15 protein-coding genes are annotated in these 17528 nt (G+C 42.1%); 2 read left to right on the plus strand and 13 right to left on the minus strand.

Features of this window, described 5'->3' with window-relative positions; translation table 11 throughout:
- Positions 1 to 2: 2 nt before the first annotated feature.
- From nuoM to ndhC, 12 genes are all read right to left on the minus strand, one after another.
- Positions 3 to 1601, minus strand: coding sequence for an NADH-quinone oxidoreductase subunit M (gene nuoM / locus ACYU0V_RS14750; RefSeq protein WP_002120006.1), 1599 nt, complete (start codon positions 1599 to 1601; stop codon positions 3 to 5).
- Between the two features lies 1 nt (position 1602).
- On the minus strand, positions 1603 to 3492 hold the full coding sequence (gene nuoL / locus ACYU0V_RS14755) for an NADH-quinone oxidoreductase subunit L (protein ID WP_002120008.1): 1890 nt from the start codon (positions 3490 to 3492) through the stop codon (positions 1603 to 1605).
- On the minus strand, positions 3489 to 3797 hold the full coding sequence (gene nuoK, locus ACYU0V_RS14760) for an NADH-quinone oxidoreductase subunit NuoK (protein WP_000529822.1): 309 nt from the start codon (positions 3795 to 3797) through the stop codon (positions 3489 to 3491). Before nuoK ends, nuoL begins: the two co-directional genes overlap by 4 nt.
- Complete coding sequence (gene nuoJ, locus ACYU0V_RS14765) at positions 3797 to 4315, minus strand: NADH-quinone oxidoreductase subunit J (protein WP_014205902.1); 519 nt, start codon at positions 4313 to 4315, stop codon at positions 3797 to 3799. Before nuoJ ends, nuoK begins: the two co-directional genes overlap by 1 nt.
- Positions 4315 to 4857: an NADH-quinone oxidoreductase subunit NuoI gene (gene nuoI, locus ACYU0V_RS14770; protein WP_002120012.1), complete on the minus strand. Its 543-nt coding sequence runs from the start codon at positions 4855 to 4857 to the stop codon at positions 4315 to 4317. The genes nuoJ and nuoI overlap by 1 nt, the downstream gene beginning before the upstream one ends.
- Before the next feature lie 18 nt (positions 4858 to 4875).
- The gene (gene nuoH / locus ACYU0V_RS14775) at positions 4876 to 5892 is read right to left on the minus strand and encodes an NADH-quinone oxidoreductase subunit NuoH (protein WP_004703499.1); all 1017 of its coding nucleotides are present in this window, start codon (positions 5890 to 5892) and stop codon (positions 4876 to 4878) included.
- A gap of 3 nt (positions 5893 to 5895) precedes the next feature.
- Positions 5896 to 8580, minus strand: a complete 2685-nt coding sequence (nuoG, locus tag ACYU0V_RS14780) for an NADH-quinone oxidoreductase subunit NuoG (RefSeq protein WP_461848046.1) — start codon at positions 8578 to 8580, stop codon at positions 5896 to 5898.
- A gap of 11 nt (positions 8581 to 8591) precedes the next feature.
- Positions 8592 to 9923, minus strand: a complete 1332-nt coding sequence (gene nuoF / locus ACYU0V_RS14785) for an NADH-quinone oxidoreductase subunit NuoF (protein WP_170248418.1) — start codon at positions 9921 to 9923, stop codon at positions 8592 to 8594.
- Positions 9920 to 10429, minus strand: a complete 510-nt coding sequence (gene nuoE, locus ACYU0V_RS14790; protein WP_002120040.1) for an NADH-quinone oxidoreductase subunit NuoE — start codon at positions 10427 to 10429, stop codon at positions 9920 to 9922. The genes nuoF and nuoE overlap by 4 nt, the downstream gene beginning before the upstream one ends.
- Before the next feature lie 13 nt (positions 10430 to 10442).
- Positions 10443 to 12230: an NADH-quinone oxidoreductase subunit C/D gene (nuoC, locus tag ACYU0V_RS14795; RefSeq protein ID WP_002120052.1), complete on the minus strand. Its 1788-nt coding sequence runs from the start codon at positions 12228 to 12230 to the stop codon at positions 10443 to 10445.
- A gap of 84 nt (positions 12231 to 12314) precedes the next feature.
- A complete protein-coding gene (locus ACYU0V_RS14800; RefSeq protein ID WP_002120034.1) occupies positions 12315 to 12992 on the minus strand; it encodes a NuoB/complex I 20 kDa subunit family protein in 678 nt (225 codons plus the stop codon).
- A 6-nt stretch (positions 12993 to 12998) separates the two neighbouring features.
- The gene (gene ndhC, locus ACYU0V_RS14805; protein ID WP_002120061.1) at positions 12999 to 13550 is read right to left on the minus strand and encodes an NADH-quinone oxidoreductase subunit A; all 552 of its coding nucleotides are present in this window, start codon (positions 13548 to 13550) and stop codon (positions 12999 to 13001) included.
- A 425-nt stretch (positions 13551 to 13975) separates the two neighbouring features.
- Between ndhC and ACYU0V_RS14810 the strand changes: the two genes are divergently transcribed.
- Positions 13976 to 15394 carry a sensor domain-containing diguanylate cyclase gene (locus tag ACYU0V_RS14810; RefSeq protein ID WP_461848051.1) on the plus strand — a complete coding sequence of 473 codons (1419 nt, stop codon included), beginning with the start codon at positions 13976 to 13978 and terminating at the stop codon, positions 15392 to 15394.
- A gap of 92 nt (positions 15395 to 15486) precedes the next feature.
- Positions 15487 to 15840, plus strand: coding sequence for a hypothetical protein (locus ACYU0V_RS14815; RefSeq protein WP_002120022.1), 354 nt, complete (start codon positions 15487 to 15489; stop codon positions 15838 to 15840).
- A 21-nt stretch (positions 15841 to 15861) separates the two neighbouring features.
- Here the strand turns inward: ACYU0V_RS14815 and bfmS are convergent, their stop codons facing one another.
- Positions 15862 to 17511 (minus strand): sensor histidine kinase BfmS, encoded by a 1650-nt coding sequence (gene bfmS / locus ACYU0V_RS14820; RefSeq protein ID WP_461848053.1) that lies wholly within the window; start codon positions 17509 to 17511, stop codon positions 15862 to 15864.
- Between the last annotated feature and the right edge of the window lie 17 nt (positions 17512 to 17528).

Genomic DNA, 17528 nt, shown 5'->3' on the forward strand with positions numbered 1-17528 from the left:
GATTATTGGATCTCCACATGGTCAAGTTGAGTAGCTGTTTGCTGAACAGTTTCAACGACTTCTTGTACTGGCACATAACTATTGACCAACCACTGCATGCTTGAATGAGATACATCCAAGAATGTTTGTGGGTAGATACCAAGCCAAACGAGACCAATCGCACAAATCATCAAAATACCAACTTCACGAGCAGATAAGTCTTTCAATGGACTAGTGTAATGTTGCTTTTGTTCAGGATTTGGTTCACCAAATAAAGCACGGTGAATCAAGATCAAGCCATATAAACCTGCAAATACAAGGCTGATAGAAGCAAGAATCGTGAAGACAGGATATTTATTAAATGAACCCATCAAAATCAGGAATTCACCAATAAAGTTACCTAAACCTGGTACACCTACAAGAGCAGCAACGAAGAACATCAAGAAAAATGGCAAGTACTGAAGCTGGCCACGAAGACCACCCATTAAACGTAAATCACGTGTATGTAAACGTTCGTAGATTTGACCAGACATAATGAACAATGCAGCTGATGACAAACCGTGTGCCAACATCATGATCATTAGACCTTGGAAGGTCAAAATATTACCTGCATAGATTGCAAGTAAGATAAAGCCCATGTGTGAAATCGACGTATACGCAAGTAAACGTTTCATGTCAGTTTGCTGGTAAGCACACCATGCGCCGTAGAAAATACCAATCAAACCGAAAATAATCGCAATGTCTGCAAACTGTGCAGAAGCTGTCGGGAAGAATGGAATAACAAAACGAAGCAAGCCATACGCAGCTGTTTTAATCAAGATACCTGCTAAGTCTACAGAACCTGCTGTAGGAGCTTGAGCATGCGCATCTGGCAACCAACCATGTAATGGGAATACTGGTAACTTCACCGCAAAACCGATGAAGAAACAGATCATGAATCCATACGCTAGGCCTGCAGGTAAATGGTTAGCTACAGCTAATAAATAGTTGTAATCGAAACCGATCATGCCTGTCATCATGTAGCCATAAACTACAAGACCTAGGATACCGATTAACATCACTAGACCGGCAATCTGCGTGTAAAGGAAGAACTTAGTAGCAGCGTAAACACGTGAACGACCGTTTGAACCTTTATGACCCCATAACGCAATCAAGAAGTAGATTGGTACAAGCATCATCTCCCAGAAGAAGAAGAACAAGAACAAGTCAATCGCTAAGAATACACCGATAACGCCACCTAAACTCCATAATAGGTTTAAGTGGAAGAAACCAACGTTCTTTTGAATCTCGCCCCATGAACAACCAACAGCAAGTACACCAAGTAACGCTGTTAATAACACCATGAGTAAAGATAAACCATCCACAGCTAAGTGAATGCCAATACCGAGTGATTGAATCCACGGTAAATAGAACTCAGCAGACCAAGTTGGGATTTTAGAACCCAACTCGTAGCTATAAGTTCCACTTTGCCAAAGTGCAAGACCTAGGCCCAAAGTAATGAGCATACCAATTAAGGCAATCCAGCGTGGCAAAGTTTTGTCGAGCTTATCGACTAACCAACAAATAAAACCGGCAATGAACGGAACAAGGATCAGCGCGGGTAAAATTAAATTGTTTTCCATTTTATTTCCCCACTACCTGAATAACGATCAAGATCATCAATAACACCACTACACCGAGTGACATGCTTGATGCGTATTCACGCAATGAACCTGTTTGACGTGAGCTTGTAAAACTGTTTCCGCCTTTCACGAGTGCAGGAAGAACTAACCACAAACCGTCAATCGGATCACGGCCAAAGATTTTGGCGAAGAATAAATAAGGTTTAACAAAAACGATGTCATACAATGCATCAAAACCAAAAGCGGTACGGCAAATATGTGCCAAACCTGAACCCAAACTTGTTTGAGCGAATGATTTCACTGCACCATAAGCAAATGTAAATAATGCTATACCAACAACTAGACCAACTAGTGCAATACCTACTGCTAAGTGCTCTGCCCCATGCATGCCTTCCACAAATTGTTCAGCGACATGGAATTCAGGAATTTTTGCAGTATTCAGAATACCTGCTACTGGTGCTTTTAATACCGCACCAACAAAAGTAGACAATACAGCTAGAATACCCAGTGGAGCCCAGTAAGTTGCACCTTTAATTTCATGGTAAGGCGTGTTTTCTTGACCAAAGAATACAACCCAGATTAAACGGAATGTATAGATTGAAGTCAGGAATGCACCTGCTACACCCACCCAATATAAGGTGTGATATAAAGCAACTGATTGACCTTGTACCCAAACTTCACCAAGAATCGCATCTTTAGAGAAGAAGCCAATAGTCAAGAATGGAATCGCTGCTAATGCACCGCCACCAATCGCGAAACAAGCAAACAGGAATTTGTTACGTTTGAACAAACCACCCATTTTGAAAATATTTTGCTCGTGGTGATAAGCCAAAATAACCGCACCAGAAGACAAGAATAATAATGCCTTAAAGAATGCGTGAGCCAACATGTGGAACAAGCCAGCTTGATAAGCTTCCGCACCTACAGCCATAAACATATAGCCAAGCTGACTCATTGTTGAGTAAGCCAAGATACGTTTGATATCTGTTTGAACGAGTGCAGCAAAACCTGCAACTAACAAAGTTACCGCGCCAGTTACCGAAATGAATTGCATCACTTCAGGAGCAAGTTCAAATACGCTGAATAGACGGCAGCATAAGTACACACCAGCCGTTACCATTGTTGCTGCGTGGATTAATGCAGAAACAGGTGTTGGACCTGCCATCGCATCTGCCAACCATGTTTGCAATGGAATTTGAGCAGACTTACCAGCAGCACCCAAGAACAACATTAATGCAGTCCAGATGGTAAGTGACGAACTCTTCGTCATTACTTCTGCTGCGTGTTCAACGATGTACTGAGTATTCAGCGTACCAAATTGTTGGTAAAGCAAGAATAAAGCAATAAGCAAGAATACGTCACCAACGCGGGTCACTGTAAACGCTTTGATCGCAGCCCAACCATTTGCAGGGTTTGCATAATAGAAACCGATTAGCAAGTAAGAGCAAAGACCTACACCTTCCCAACCTAAGAATAACAACGCCAAGTTGTCACCCAATACAAGCACAAGCATGCTTGCAACAAACAGGTTGAAATACGAGAAGAAACGCGCATAACCCTCTTCACCACGCATGTACCATGATGCAAAGATGTGGATTAAGAAACCAACACCCGTGATCATGCCCATCATGAGTAAAGATAAACCATCTAAATGTAAGCTAATGCCCGGCGCAAAACCGCCAACATTGAACCATGTCCACAAGTTTTGAACAAAAACTTGCTGACCACTCGTGGTAAATGCCATGCCAGCAATGAGTGCAAATAATGCAGATAAACCGACAGAACCTACACCAATAACTGCTGCAACATTTTCAGAGAGTTTGTCTCGTCCTGCCGCCAATAAAATAAAACCGATTAGCGGAAATAATACTGTTAGATATAAATAACTCATCCGCGCATCTCACTAGCAGCATCCACATCCAAATGATGGAAGCGATGATAGAACTGAAGGACAATCGCAAGACCGATACATGCCTCTGCTGCTGCAAGGGTCAAAATCAAGATGAACATCACTTGCCCATCTGGTTGTGCCCATACGCTACCCGCAAGAACAAATGCCAATGCTGCAGCATTCATCATGATTTCAAGGCTCATTAACATAAATAATAGGTTGCGTCGCACCATTACACCGTAAAAACCGAGTGCAAAAAGGATGGTTGCAACAATCAAACCATGTTCTAAAGGAATCTGGCCCATTATTCTTTTTCCTCTTCTGCACCTGGTTCACGTTTACCTAAGTGGTATGCTGCAACAAGGGCTGCTAGCAATAACATCGCGGCAACTTCAACCAATAATAAATAGTGAGTAAAGAGTGCTTGACCAACTACTTTTGGTCCAATCACTTGTGCCCCAAGCGGTGCTGAAATAGTGGTGTATTCACCACCAAGCATCCAAACTAAAAGCAAGCCGAGTAAGAAACTCATGAGTGCTGGATATGCCCAAGCATCTGAAGAAAGCCATTTACGTTCTTGTTCAACGGTGTGTTGACCTAAGTTAAGCATCATCACCACGAAGACAAACAGAACCATAATTGCTCCGGCATAAACGATGATTTCAAGAGCACCTGCAAAAGGCGCCCCCACGATCATGAAAATACCTGCAACAGCAAGCAATGAAACAATTAGACTAAGTAGAGCGTGTACAGGGTTCGTGTTAGTCACTACACGAACCGTAGAAACGATGGCCACGAGTGCCATCAAATAAAACGGCCACATCATGGTAATAGACTCCGTACATCGATTGGTGCACTTTCTTTTTGTGCTTGACCTTTCTCTTTACCGTTAATTGCCATACCCGTTACACGGTAGAAGTTGTAATCTGGGTATTTGCCTGGACCTGAAATGAGTAAGTTTTCTTTCTCATAAACAAGGTCTTGACGTACATATTCGCCTAACTCGAAGTCTGGTGTGAGCTGAATCGCAGTTGTTGGACAAGCTTCTTCACACATACCGCAGAAAATACAACGCGAGAAGTTGATACGGAAAAACTCTGGGTACCAACGACCATCTTCTGTTTCTGCTTTTTGTAGTGAGATACAGCCAACCGGACATGCAACTGCACATAGGTTACATGCTACGCAACGCTCTTCCCCATCAGGGTCACGCGTTAATACAATACGACCACGAAAGCGTGGCGGCACAATCTGTTCAGCCGGAACTTCTGGATATAAAATCGTGTCACGTTTACGCGTTGCATGGCTAAACACCATGAGTAACGTACGTACAATTGATCCGAATCCAGCTAGAAATTTATACATTTTGTACTCCCTGCTGTCCTAGGCCTGATTCATCAGAATCACAGCACCAGTCACTAACAAGTTGACCAACGCCAATGGCAAACAAATTTTCCAACCAAAGTTCATGACTTGGTCATAACGTGGACGCATTAAAGAACCACGTGCCAATACGAACATCATTACAAAGAATGCTGTTTTAATCACAAACCAGAATACTGGTGGAACAAATGGAATTTCTAAATTGAATGGCGCTAACCAGCCACCAAAGAATAAAGTCACGATCAATGCAGAGATCAGTACCACGTTGACATATTCAGCAACGAAGAACATACCCCATTTCATACCGCCATATTCAACATGGTAACCTTCTGCCAATTCTTGTTCTGCTTCTGGTTGGTCAAATGGATGACGGTGAGTTACCGCAACACCAGCAACCACAAAGATCAAGAAACCTAAGAATTGCGGAATGACAAACCAAACATCACGTTGTGCTTCAACAATTTCACGAAGGTTAAATGAGCCTGCAATTGCAACCACACCCATCAATGAAATACCCAAGAACACTTCATAAGAAATGGTTTGAGCAGCTGAACGTAAACCACCAAGCAACGAGTATTTGTTATTTGAAGCCCAACCACCAAACAATACTGCATAGACTGCAATACCAGCCATCGCCATGAAGAACAACAAACCGATACTCATGTCGGCAACACCCAGTGAAGGACTCACCGGGATTACCATGAACGAAAGAACCGCTGTTGCCATTGCAACAGCTGGTGCTAAACGGAATGTAAGTTTGTCAGCAAATTTTGGGGTCCAGTCTTCTTTGAACATGATCTTGAGCATGTCGGCAACGATCTGGAACATACCGCCAGGACCAACACGGTTTGGACCATAACGGTCTTGCCACCAAGCAAGTAAACGACGCTCAATAAAAGACATCAATGCTGCAACTAAAACAACAACAAGCAAAATTACAACTGCTTGAACGACAGCGTAAGCAATCGGCCAGTTCTCAGCCCAAAGTGGCGTTTGACGTATAATTTCTTGATTCATGAATTACACTCCTAAAGCCACTGAAACAGGCTCAGCTAGTGACACCATTGGTGCTAAACCAACTGGGTAACCAATATAACCTGTAGGTAAATATTCAATTACTTGTACAGGCAAGCTTACAGTTGTTTCGCCTGCTTTTACTGTAATGCGTTGACCTTCTTGAAGGTTCAAACGAGTTGCATCTTGTTCGCCCACTGCAAACACAGCTTCAGGAATACGAGTTTCCATTGCAGGTGTTTTAATGGTGAATTCGCCAGAACCAAAAATATGGTGCATTGGAACTAAGCGGAAACTTTCAGGATTTGCAACTACTGGCACTGGAGCAACGTAGCTACGTGCAGGACGTTTTGCCAAGCGATCGAATAAACGAACACCAGAATCACCACCTTTTAAGTGACCACCGACTTCATCTTGGTATTTGTTCCAAGATTGCGGGGAGTTCCAACCCGGAGCCCATGCAAACGGTACTAAAGATGATGCTTTTTGCGGACCAACATAACCTTCCATTGAGAATGTTAATGCTGAATCTGGATCAGTAGGCTGTTTAGGTTCATGAACCGATAACGGCGCACGCATTGCTGTACGACCTGAATAACGACGTGGTTCACGCGCGATTTTCAAGCCATGTACACGGTAACCTGCATCAGGCGCAACGTCTTGGATAGCTTCGAGTACTGGTACATTTTTCACGATGCTTTCAATTACATCGTCAAGTAATGTCCAATCTACAGCCTTACCTTTAATGCCAGTTTCAATGGCATGTAACCAACGCCATGATTCTTTAATTGCGTATTCAGGTTTGTAGTAGCTTGGATCGTAAACTTGATAGAAACGCTGTGCACGACCTTCTTGGCTTACAACAGTACCATCACCCTCTGCAAAGCTTGCTGCTGAAAGAACGATATCAGCCTGTTTTACAGTTTCAGTTTCACTGTGATCAAGCACGATTACTGTTTCAGCTTTATCTAATGCAGCTTGTACTTGTGCAGCTGGTAAGCGACGGAACAAGTCATTTTCAACAATAACAAGTGTGTCGTAGTCTTGAGCAAATGCTTGTTCAAGGCTTAAACCACCGAACAATGCCAAGCCCATAGAGTTCACTTCAGGAACTACAAGACTTAAACCAGCTTTAGAACCTAGGTTCTGAGTCAACTGTGCTGCAGCTTCCATAATAGAAGCATCTTGTAAGCTTGTACCCGCAATAATTAATGGTTTGTTTGCTGCTTTTAGAGTGTCAGCAATGGTTTGAGCAAATGCTTTTGCATCTTCATCTAAACCATTTACAACTTCACCATTCACTGCCGCAGCAACTGCAAAGCCTAAACGTGCAATGTCATTTGGAGAAGCAACCACTTCACCAGTTGCAACGTCAGCAAGACGAGTTTGTGTTGCAGCTAAAATGTAAACCGGAGATTTTGCTTCTTGCCCAATACGTTGTACAGGCTCAGCTAACCAGTCAGGTGTACGTGTTTTTGCAGCCATTTCGCGTGCTTTGTTTTTCGCGGCTTGGCGAACAGACAATGCCATGCGAGGTGCAGTTTGAGTTAGGTCTTCACCTAAGATCAGAACAGCATCGTAGCTTTCAATTTCACGCATATTCGGGTTGTAAATACCCTCGGTTTGCATAATAGATGCAGCAAGTTCAACAAGCTTTTGCTCTTTTTGTGCAATACCAGTTGAATAATTTGCCTGACCTACAAGCTCACGTAATGCATAGTTCGATTCCAAGCTTGCGCGAGGAGAACCAATACCCAAAACTTTCTTGCCTTGAAGCTTAGCAATCGCTTGATCTAGAGCTTGGTCGACAGAAACAGTTGCAACAGTTTCACCATTACGGAACTGAGGCTGACGTGGACGGTCTGCACGGTTTACATAACCTGTGCCAAAACGACCTTTGTCACAAAGGAAGTACTGGTTAACCGAACCATTAAAACGGTTTTCTACGCGACGGATTTCACCATAACGTTCACCCGGAGAAATGTTACAGCCAGAAGAGCAGCCTTGACACACGCTTGGTGCATACTGCATATCCCACTTACGGTTATAACGCTCTGAATGAGTCTTATCAGTGAATACACCTGTTGGACATACTTCAGTCAAGTTACCAGAGAATTCAGACTCTAAAGTACCTGATTCCGGACGACCAAAGTAAACACGAGATGCATTGGCATATACGCCAAAATCTGTACCGCCCGCATAGTCTTTGTAGTAACGAACACAACGGTAACAAGCAATACAGCGGTTCATTTCATGCGCAATGAATGAGCCAAGTTCTTGGTTGTAATGCGTACGTTTTGTAAAACGATAGCGACGACGGTCATGACCTGTCATTACAGTCATATCTTGTAAATGACAGTGACCACCCTCTTCACAAACTGGACAGTCGTGTGGGTGGTTGGTCATCAAAAATTCAACAATAGATGCACGGAAATCCGTTGCTTCTTTGTCTTCAATTGAGATATAGGTATTGTCAGATGCTGGTGTCATGCAAGACATGACTAAACGACCACGCGTATCTTCTGGATTCGCATATTGCGTAACAGCACATTGACGGCAAGAACCAACCGAACCTAAGGATGGATGCCAACAAAAATATGGGATGTCGATGCCCAGACTCAAACATGCTTGTAGCAAGTTTTCCGAGCCGTTGACTTCATACGATTTTCCATCGACATGAATTGTAGCCATAGTCGAATTCCTTAAGCTTGTTCTACGTTGCTGGTTTGCACGACAGGACGATTCGTCACTTTCGCTTCAAACTCACCACGGAAATGTTTGAGTGCGCCCATAAGCGGCTCCATCGCACCTGGTGCGTGGGCACAGAAAGTTTTACCGATCCATAATTTACGAGTTAGTTCTTGTAAATGGTCGATATCTTCTTTCTTACCTTCGCCTGATTCAAGTGCTTTAAGCGCTTTAACAGCCCATGGCAAACCATCACGACATGGTGTACAGAAACCACATGATTCACGCGCAAAGAACTCTTCTAAGTTACGAGTGAGCGATACCATACATTGAGTTTCATCTACCACCATTAACAAACATGTTCCCAAACGAGAACCTGCTTTCATAATCGTGTCTGCATCCATTGGTAAATCAATGGTATCTGCTGGTAAAAAGTCAGTTGAAGCACCACCTGGTAACCATGCTTTGAGCTTTAAGCCCTCACGCATACCACCGGCATGATCTTCAATCACTTCACGCGCAGTTGTACCAAATGGCAATTCCCAAAGACCCGGGAATTTAACTTTACCCGATGCACCATAAATTTTAGTGCCTGGATCTTTTGATTTACCAGCTGATAAACCGATATACCACTCTGGTCCACGAAGCATGATTGCTGGCAAGTTGTTATAAGTTTCAACGTTGTTCACAATCGTCGGACGGCCCCATGCTCCTGCAACTTGCGGGAACGGTGGCTTAGTACGTGGGTTAGCACGACGGCCTTCAAGCGAGTTAATCAATGCAGTTTCTTCACCACAGATATAACGCCCTGCACCCGTATGTACATGCAGATCAAAATTCCAGCCAGAACCTAAGATATTTTCGCCTAAATAACCTTTAGCACGAATCTGTTCTAACGCTTCATTTAGATATTGAGCAGCTTCGATGTATTCACCACGGATAAAGATATAACCTTGAGTTGCTTCTAAGGTATAACCCGCAATTAACATCCCTTCGATCAATTGATGTGGAAGTTTTTCCATCAACAAACGGTCTTTAAAGGTACCTGGTTCCATTTCGTCGGCATTACAGATCAAATAACGTGGACCACCATCATTTGGTGCCATCAATGACCATTTAATACCTGCTGGGAAACCCGCACCACCACGACCTTTTACAGTTGCAGCTTTAATGACGTCTAACACTTCAGCAGGTTTCATGCCCAGTGCTTTTTTAAAGCCAGCATAACCTTCAAGTGCTTCGTAATCATCAGCACTACGTACCGCTTCTTGTTTACTTAAACGCCAAGTAAGCGGATGAGTTTCTGGATTACCGTCGCCATAAATTGGTTTTGGTTCAGTATTCATACATACTTCTCCAATAACTGTTTAATTGATGTCACTTCGACTAAACCGTGAGTATCTTCATCAATCATTAAAGTTGGGCCTTTGTCGCAGTTGCCTAGGCAGCAAATTGGAAGCAGTGTAAAACGACCATCTGGTGTCGTTTGACCATACTGAATTCCTAATTCACGCTGGAATGCTTCAGCAAGTGTTTCTGCACCCATTAAGAAGCAAGCAATTGAGTCGCAAAGCAAAATTACGTGACGACCTACCGGATGGCGATAGATACGGTTGTAAAATGTTGCAACACCTTCCAAATCAGCAACACTCATCGACAACAACTGTGCGATGGCATTCATTTGAGCGTCATCTACCCAACCATTACGGCGCTGTACACACTTCAATGCATCCAAAGAGGCTGCACGAGGGTATGGATAGTGACCAATGTGATGTTCGATTTCGTGAATTTCTTCCGCAGTCAAAATCCCTTCGACATTCACACGTGGTTTTTTATCAGTCAAAATCATCATTATGTGTTACCTCTTAGCGATCCACGTCAGCCATAACCACGTCAATGGTCGCCAGATAAATGATTAAGTCAGATACTAAACTTCCGTTAATCACTGAAGGCATTTGCTGTAAGTGAGTAAACGTCGGTGTACGAATACGAGTACGATAACTCATGGTCGCTTTATCTGAAGTCAAGTAGTAAGTACTTGCGCCTTTAACCACTTCAGTCATAAATGATGACTCGCCCGCTGGCATGACAGGACCCCATGAAACGCTCAAGAAGTGCGTAATCAAGGTTTCAATATCTTGTAATGTCTTATCTTTCGGTGGTGGAACAGCCAATGGATGATCCGCCTTGTATGGACCAGAAGGCATGTTATCCAAGCACTGTTGAATAATTTTTAGCGACTCGGTAATTTCACGGAAGTGAACAAGCACACGTGCGTATGCATCGCCTTCATACTCAACCGGCACATCAAAATCGAAGTTTTCATAGCCGCTGTATGGACGATATTTACGTACGTCAAAATCGATACCTGTTGCGCGTAAACCAGTACCAGTTACACCCCATGCGAGTGCAGATTTGGCATCGTATTGTGCAACATTACGCGTACGACCAATAAACACAGAGTTTTTCAAAGCCGCTGTGTAATATTCGTTTAAGCGTTTAGGCATCCACTCTAGCAATTCTTTAACAAGCTTTTGCCAGTTGTTTGGAAGATCGTGTGCTGTACCGCCAATACGGAACCATGCTGGATGCATACGGTAACCCGTGATTGCTTCGACAATGTCGTAAACTTTTTGACGGTCTGCGAACATATAGAATACTGGTGTCATACCACCGGCATCCTGAATTGCCGTACCACAGAATAACAAGTGGTTATTAATACGGAACAATTCGTTCAACATGACACGAATCACTTGCGCACGCTCAGGAACTTTAATACCTGCCATTTGCTCTACAGCCATCACATACGGCATGTTTTGAGCACAACCACCTAAGTAGTCAACACGGTCAGTATAAGGAATGAAAGAATGCCATGTTTGACGTTCAGCCATCTTTTCCACACCACGGTGGTGATAACCGATATCAGGTACACAGTCCTTCACTTCTTCGCCATCTAACTGCAATACAACACGGAACGCACCATGTGCAGATGGATGGTTAGGACCCAAGTTCAAGAACATGAAGTCTTCATCAGCGTTACCACGCTTAAGACCCCAGTCTTCAGGTACAAAACGTAAGTGCTCTTGTTCAAAGTCTTGTTTCGCTTTGTCTTGCATGTACGGCGTATATTCTGTCGCACGTGCTGAATATTCTTTACGAAGCGGATGACCTTCCCAATAGGTTGGCAACAAAATACGACGGAGCATTGGATGCCCTTCGAAATTGATACCGAACATATCGTAAGCTTCACGTTCATACCAGTTGGCATTTGGCCAGATATTTGTCGCTGTCGGAATGTTTAGATCATTTTCGTTCAAGGCAACCTTGATACGAATGTCACTATTACGCTCAAGCGATAATAAATGATAGAACACAGTGAAGTCAGATGCTGGTAAACCATCACGATGAACACGTAAACGTTCATCCATCGCAGATAAGTCAAACAGCATTACATACGGACGTTCCACTTTACGCAGGAACATAAGGACTTCTTGCACGCGTGCGCGCTCGACCCAGACTGTTGGAAACTCTTCAAAAGTCGCCTGCACGTAAAAGTTCTCACCAAATTTGGTTTTGAGCTCTTCTACGATTGCAAATGCTGGGCGTGAATCAACTGCTGTTGACTCTGGCATAGCAATGTCAGTTTCAGCCATTGGCTTGGCTTCCTATTTAATACAAATTCTGTCAATTTTCTCGATGAACATATCAGTTAGATATGTCAAAACACCGTCAAAAAATTATTTAATCTCATCCATAGAGCGTAAGTTTTTAACGGCAATACGCTCTGCATTCTTACGGTCACGTTCTGGCATCATCTTTGGCTTATATACTGGCTGAAGATCATCACCGATCACGGCAGAAAGCGGGCGTCGCTCTAATTGAATCTGGTCTTGTAAAAGCATTAAAGCTTGAATTAATGCTTCAGGACGAGGCGGACAACCTGGGACGTACACGTCAACAGGAATAATTTTGTCTACACCTTGTACTACTGAATAGATGTCGTACATACCTCCAGAGTTTGCACAAGCACCCATCGAAATGACCCATTTAGGCTCTAACATCTGTTCATACAGACGCTGAATAACTGGTGCCATTTTTACGAAACAGGTACCTGCAACAATCATCAAGTCAGCCTGACGAGGTGAAGCACGGATAACCTCTGCACCGAAACGTGACAAGTCATGCACACCTGTTAAGGTCGTTGCATATTCGACGTAACAACATGAGGTACCAAAGTTAAATGGCCACAAAGAGTTTTTACGTCCCCAGTTTACTGCTGTATGCAAGACATCCTCTAAACGAGTCATGAATACGTTTTTATTCACTTCCTCTTCAAGCGGATCCGTCACAATTTGACGTTCTTGCAATGGGTATTGATCAGCATCCGGATTCGCGCGGGTCAGAGTATATTTCATCCCGACTTACTCCTTTTCAGATGACAATGCAGGTGTAGTTTTTGACTTAACACGACCTGATGATTGAGCTGGAATCTGGCCTGTAGGGTCAGTTACGAGCTCTTCAATAGAATTAAAGCGTGTAATTTCAGCAATGTTCATTGTTGGTGAACCGATTTTAACCGCTTCACCTGCTGATTTACGGCGATCTGCTGGTGACCAACTTAAAGCACCTACAGAGAAGGCATAAACAAGCGCAATCAATAAATCAACGACAAAGATCACTACAGTGGTATATCCCAACCACCCTACTTCACGCACAGAAGTAGACCATGCATAGAGGTAAAGTGCCTCTAAGTCGAAGACAACAAAGAAAATTGCAACTAAATAGAACTTTGCAGACAGGCGAATGCGAGCGCCACCAGCACTCACGACACCTGATTCAAACTGCTCTTGCTTAGCACGTCCCCACGATTTTCCCCCGAGGAGTAAGGGAACTGTGAGCATAAAGACGCAAAGAAATGTAACGCCGATCACGAAGGCGATAATCGCCCAGTCGTATGGAGTAATGGCACTCATGCGGGGATAACTCCTGGCAGGCCTATTATTTAACAAAGAATGTATGTATTGGCCTTCAAATACACCAAACACAAAATTAATCCCGCCAATTGTACCTGATTTCTAATTTCCCATGCTAGTTGAAGCGTCTTAGTCTTTCGGATGATTTTCTAGACAAAACTATTCATCTATGTGTTGTAAGGGGGGTTTCACCGCACATAATCGGTTTATTTAATTGTTTCTTTATTTATGATGATTTTTTTCATTTTTTAATTTTAGAATATTTACACAATTGAAGCGCTTATTAACTTTTTATAACTTACTTTTTTATAATATTAGTTTGTTTTTTATTGTATTCAGCTTCTCCTCTGAATTATGATGAATGTTTAATCATGCATAATATTTTATTACTCTTGGATAAGAGTATTTATCATTAAGGGCAGCTGATGCCATACTCACTTCGTGAATTTTCATTTCTCTCCTTTTTAAAATTTTTGCTCCTATTTAGCTTCATTATTGCGACATGTTGTTTCATTGGCATCGCATCTCGCCCTTTAAGTTTTCTTGCATTCTTTTGGCCTGCCAATTCGGTTTTGCTCGGGTTGCTTATTCGTTTCCCAATCACACGCCGACCAAGCGCATTTTTAGGTGCCTATATAGGATATGTGATTGCCGACTTATTTCAGGGCACTCCATTTGCTCTCACACTTGTTTTAACAACATCAAACTTTCTTTATGTTGTTACTACGTTTGCGCTCTATATGTTTTTTAATCAACATATTAAGGCGGCCTATCGCGGTTATTCCTACCTTTTTTTATTTGGATTATGCGGAATAGGTAGCGTAGTAGGTGCATTGTTTGCAGCAACTTTCGTGCCTATGTTTAATACCAAATTTATGATTGGTGGCTTGTTGGATGAGTTTGGTTACTGGTTCACTTCAGAACTGCAAAATGCCTTGCTTCTTTTACCTATCATATTGAACATTCCTCAATATAGTCAGGTTAAGCATTACTTTTCAAGAAATCGTGGCCTACAACCAACCGACCTTTTACCTTTTGGCGCTGTGCTTATTTCGATTGCTGCTAGCTATTATGACTCTGGCCCGGGTTCACTCCTCTACCCGATTGCTGCACTGATCTGGTGTGCTATTCGCTATAAACCTATTGTTGTTGCACTCATTACTAGCTTTACCAGTGCTTATATTATTTATCATGTCTCTGGACATTACCTTTTGCTCTATCCAAACGAATATTTCAGTAATACGATCTCAATCCGAATTGGGTTAATTATGATGACGATTGCCCCACTTACGGTTTCTAGTATTAGTGTTTTGCATTCAGAGTTAATTCAAAAACTTCAACACGCCATTGCACATGATGAACTGACATCAAGTCTGACTCGACGCCAGTTTTTACAGTCGGTCAGATTACTTCAAGAAAAAGTACAAAAAGAAAATAAGACCTCAGCTTTTTTCATGCTTGATGTCGACCACTTTAAGCAAGTTAACGACAACTATGGTCATCAAATCGGTGATCGGGCGCTACAAACTTGTGTCACCACGATTCAAAATATTTTACATCCTCATGATTTATTAGGTCGCTTTGGAGGTGAAGAGTTTGCCATTTTTATTGCAGATACCACCAAGGAAAGTGCATTTGAACTGGCTGAACAGATTCGAATTAAAATTAGTCAGCAACCGATTTATATTTATGGGAAATTACCAATTTTTATACAGGTGAGTATTGGGATAAGCTTATATTCCCCATCGTCCCATCGAGCGATTGAAAGTTTATTTAAAGAAGCAGATGACGCTTTATATCAAGCAAAACGCCAAGGACGTAATCGAGTGTTTATCTCTTTATAATTTTTTCATTTCATCATCTAGTGTAATGAATTTTATACAATAACCTGTGTTTTGCCATGTATGCTAATAACAGATAATAAGGAGAAAAATGCATGACTCTAGAATATACGCATAAACCAAACTACTACTTGTTTGCACAATTACTGGTGCGACATATAGAAAGCTATATTCACAAACATCCAGATGCCAACAATGCAATTTTTGACTTGCGGGATGTCTATGAAATATTTAGACAGGATTTTGCGTCAACGACAACAAACCTAGAAGGTATTTTGCATATTGCAGATGAATATAAAATAGAAACACTTAATGGAGATCAACCTCTTATTCAAAAATATCAGATTGATGCAAAAAACAATTCGTTACTGATCGATTTTAATTCCGATGCGTTAACCAGCTTAAGAAGCGGAAAACCTATTTTGGAACCAGATGCGACTCAACTATAAATAGATCAATAAAAAAGCACCTTATGAAGGTGCTTTTTTATTGGCTTTTAAAGGAGGCTGTTTAAAGCGTTTTGCTGGCCATGTCATAATAAAACGAGCGCCACCCAAGGTTGGGCTTTCATCCACTTTAATTTCACCACCAAACCAATAGGCAATACGGCTTACGATAGACAATCCTAAACCATAACCACCCGACGCACGTGTACGGCTATCGTCTAGACGGGCAAAAGCTTCAAATACTCTTTGACGGTCTTGTTCAGGAATACCAGCACCATCATCTTCAACACACACAAAGGCCATACCATCGCTGTGAATGCCACCGGTAATTCGAACTTTATTATCGCAATAACGAACCGCGTTACCTACTAAGTTTTGAACAACACGATGTAAATAACGACGCTCTGCATCTACTTTTACATAAAGTGGAGGAGCAACCAGTTCAATTTCTTTTTGCGTTTTTAAAGCTTCAGTTTCTACAGCAACCTGATCCAACACATCAAATAAAGTAATTTCATCGAAATCTAGTGAAGGCGTACCCTGCTCTAGTTTTGCATAAGTCATGATTTCATCAATTAAAGTATTGAGTGCTTCAATATCTTTATCAATCATATCGACCTGATGCATACGATGGTTGTAATCATCTTCTTCAGCCAACATTTCTGTACCAAAGCGAATACGAGCCACAGGCGTTCTAAGCTCATGAGATACAGCTCTCATTAACTCACGTTGAGCCTCGATTAAACGCTGAATATGGTCAGACATGTTGTTATAACTTGATGCCAAGTTTGCCATTTCGTCACTTCCCTCAATAGGAACACGCAATGACAAATCACCAGACTTCATACGGTTTAATGCATAACGTACTTGGCGAATTTTACGCTCTAGCGGCAAGATCAACCCATAGACACCTAGACTCAGCAAAAATAAGCTAAATAAAGTAATCCCTGCTGAAAGTTGCAAAGGCATCCAGTTAAACATCGGAACTGGTCCAAGCACGAGAACCCGTGTAGGCTGATTCGGAATTGGAGAGACGATTGAAATGGTTGTACCGCGTACTGTCGCACTGTCTTTGTACAACATGACGCTTTGGTCTTGGCGTAAACGACCAATTTGTTCAGAGTCCAGATTAACGTCTTGAATATTGTAGATATTAATTGGGTAAGAGAAATGCTTTTGAATCTTGGCAAGATATTCTTGTTCTTGCCCCGGATAAAACATTAGATAATCCAGTACAAAAATAGGGAGAGCCTTCATTTGGCGCTCCGTAATTTTGTCGACTTTTATAGATAAAAAGTGCTGAGGATCATCACGTAAGCCAATAATGATATACGCAATACTATTACTGGCATCGTAACGGACAACAGATTTTTGAGCTTCGATTCGTTTTTTCTCGGTACGAGATAACTCAACCTTACTTGCATCAGTATAATAAATTGGAAGTTCCAATAAATCTGACGCATCTGAAACCCAGTCTATTTTCTGTTGTTTCCCCGGTTGTCGAGCGACTCCCTCACTAATGACATAAGAGATACCATCAGTTAAAGATTCTCGGTATTCTTGTGCCCGTTGATAATTGATAATTTGTACAAGCAAATAACCAAAGACAGCAACCAAAACAACAAGAATTACCAGTCCCGCATATATTCGCAGGAATATACTGTGTTTAAACACTCGACCAACCTTATAGG

The organism is Acinetobacter sp. X9 (genome assembly GCF_054889255.1).

What these genes read in the sequence shown, in the direction of transcription:
- nuoM (WP_002120006.1), bottom strand. Translation starts at nt 1,601, where the DNA reads ATGGAAAACAATTTAATTTTACCCGCGCTGATCCTTGTTCCGTTCATT.
- nuoL (WP_002120008.1), bottom strand. Translation starts at nt 3,492, where the DNA reads ATGAGTTATTTATATCTAACAGTATTATTTCCGCTAATCGGTTTTATT.
- nuoK (WP_000529822.1), bottom strand. Translation starts at nt 3,797, where the DNA reads ATGGGCCAGATTCCTTTAGAACATGGTTTGATTGTTGCAACCATCCTT.
- nuoJ (WP_014205902.1), bottom strand. Translation starts at nt 4,315, where the DNA reads ATGTGGCCGTTTTATTTGATGGCACTCGTGGCCATCGTTTCTACGGTT.
- nuoI (WP_002120012.1), bottom strand. Translation starts at nt 4,857, where the DNA reads ATGTATAAATTTCTAGCTGGATTCGGATCAATTGTACGTACGTTACTC.
- nuoH (WP_004703499.1), bottom strand. Translation starts at nt 5,892, where the DNA reads ATGAATCAAGAAATTATACGTCAAACGCCACTTTGGGCTGAGAACTGG.
- nuoG (WP_461848046.1), bottom strand. Translation starts at nt 8,580, where the DNA reads ATGGCTACAATTCATGTCGATGGAAAATCGTATGAAGTCAACGGCTCG.
- nuoF (WP_170248418.1), bottom strand. Translation starts at nt 9,923, where the DNA reads ATGAATACTGAACCAAAACCAATTTATGGCGACGGTAATCCAGAAACT.
- nuoE (WP_002120040.1), bottom strand. Translation starts at nt 10,429, where the DNA reads ATGATGATTTTGACTGATAAAAAACCACGTGTGAATGTCGAAGGGATT.
- nuoC (WP_002120052.1), bottom strand. Translation starts at nt 12,230, where the DNA reads ATGGCTGAAACTGACATTGCTATGCCAGAGTCAACAGCAGTTGATTCA.
- ACYU0V_RS14800 (WP_002120034.1), bottom strand. Translation starts at nt 12,992, where the DNA reads ATGAAATATACTCTGACCCGCGCGAATCCGGATGCTGATCAATACCCA.
- ndhC (WP_002120061.1), bottom strand. Translation starts at nt 13,550, where the DNA reads ATGAGTGCCATTACTCCATACGACTGGGCGATTATCGCCTTCGTGATC.
- ACYU0V_RS14810 (WP_461848051.1), top strand. Translation starts at nt 13,976, where the DNA reads ATGCCATACTCACTTCGTGAATTTTCATTTCTCTCCTTTTTAAAATTT.
- ACYU0V_RS14815 (WP_002120022.1), top strand. Translation starts at nt 15,487, where the DNA reads ATGACTCTAGAATATACGCATAAACCAAACTACTACTTGTTTGCACAA.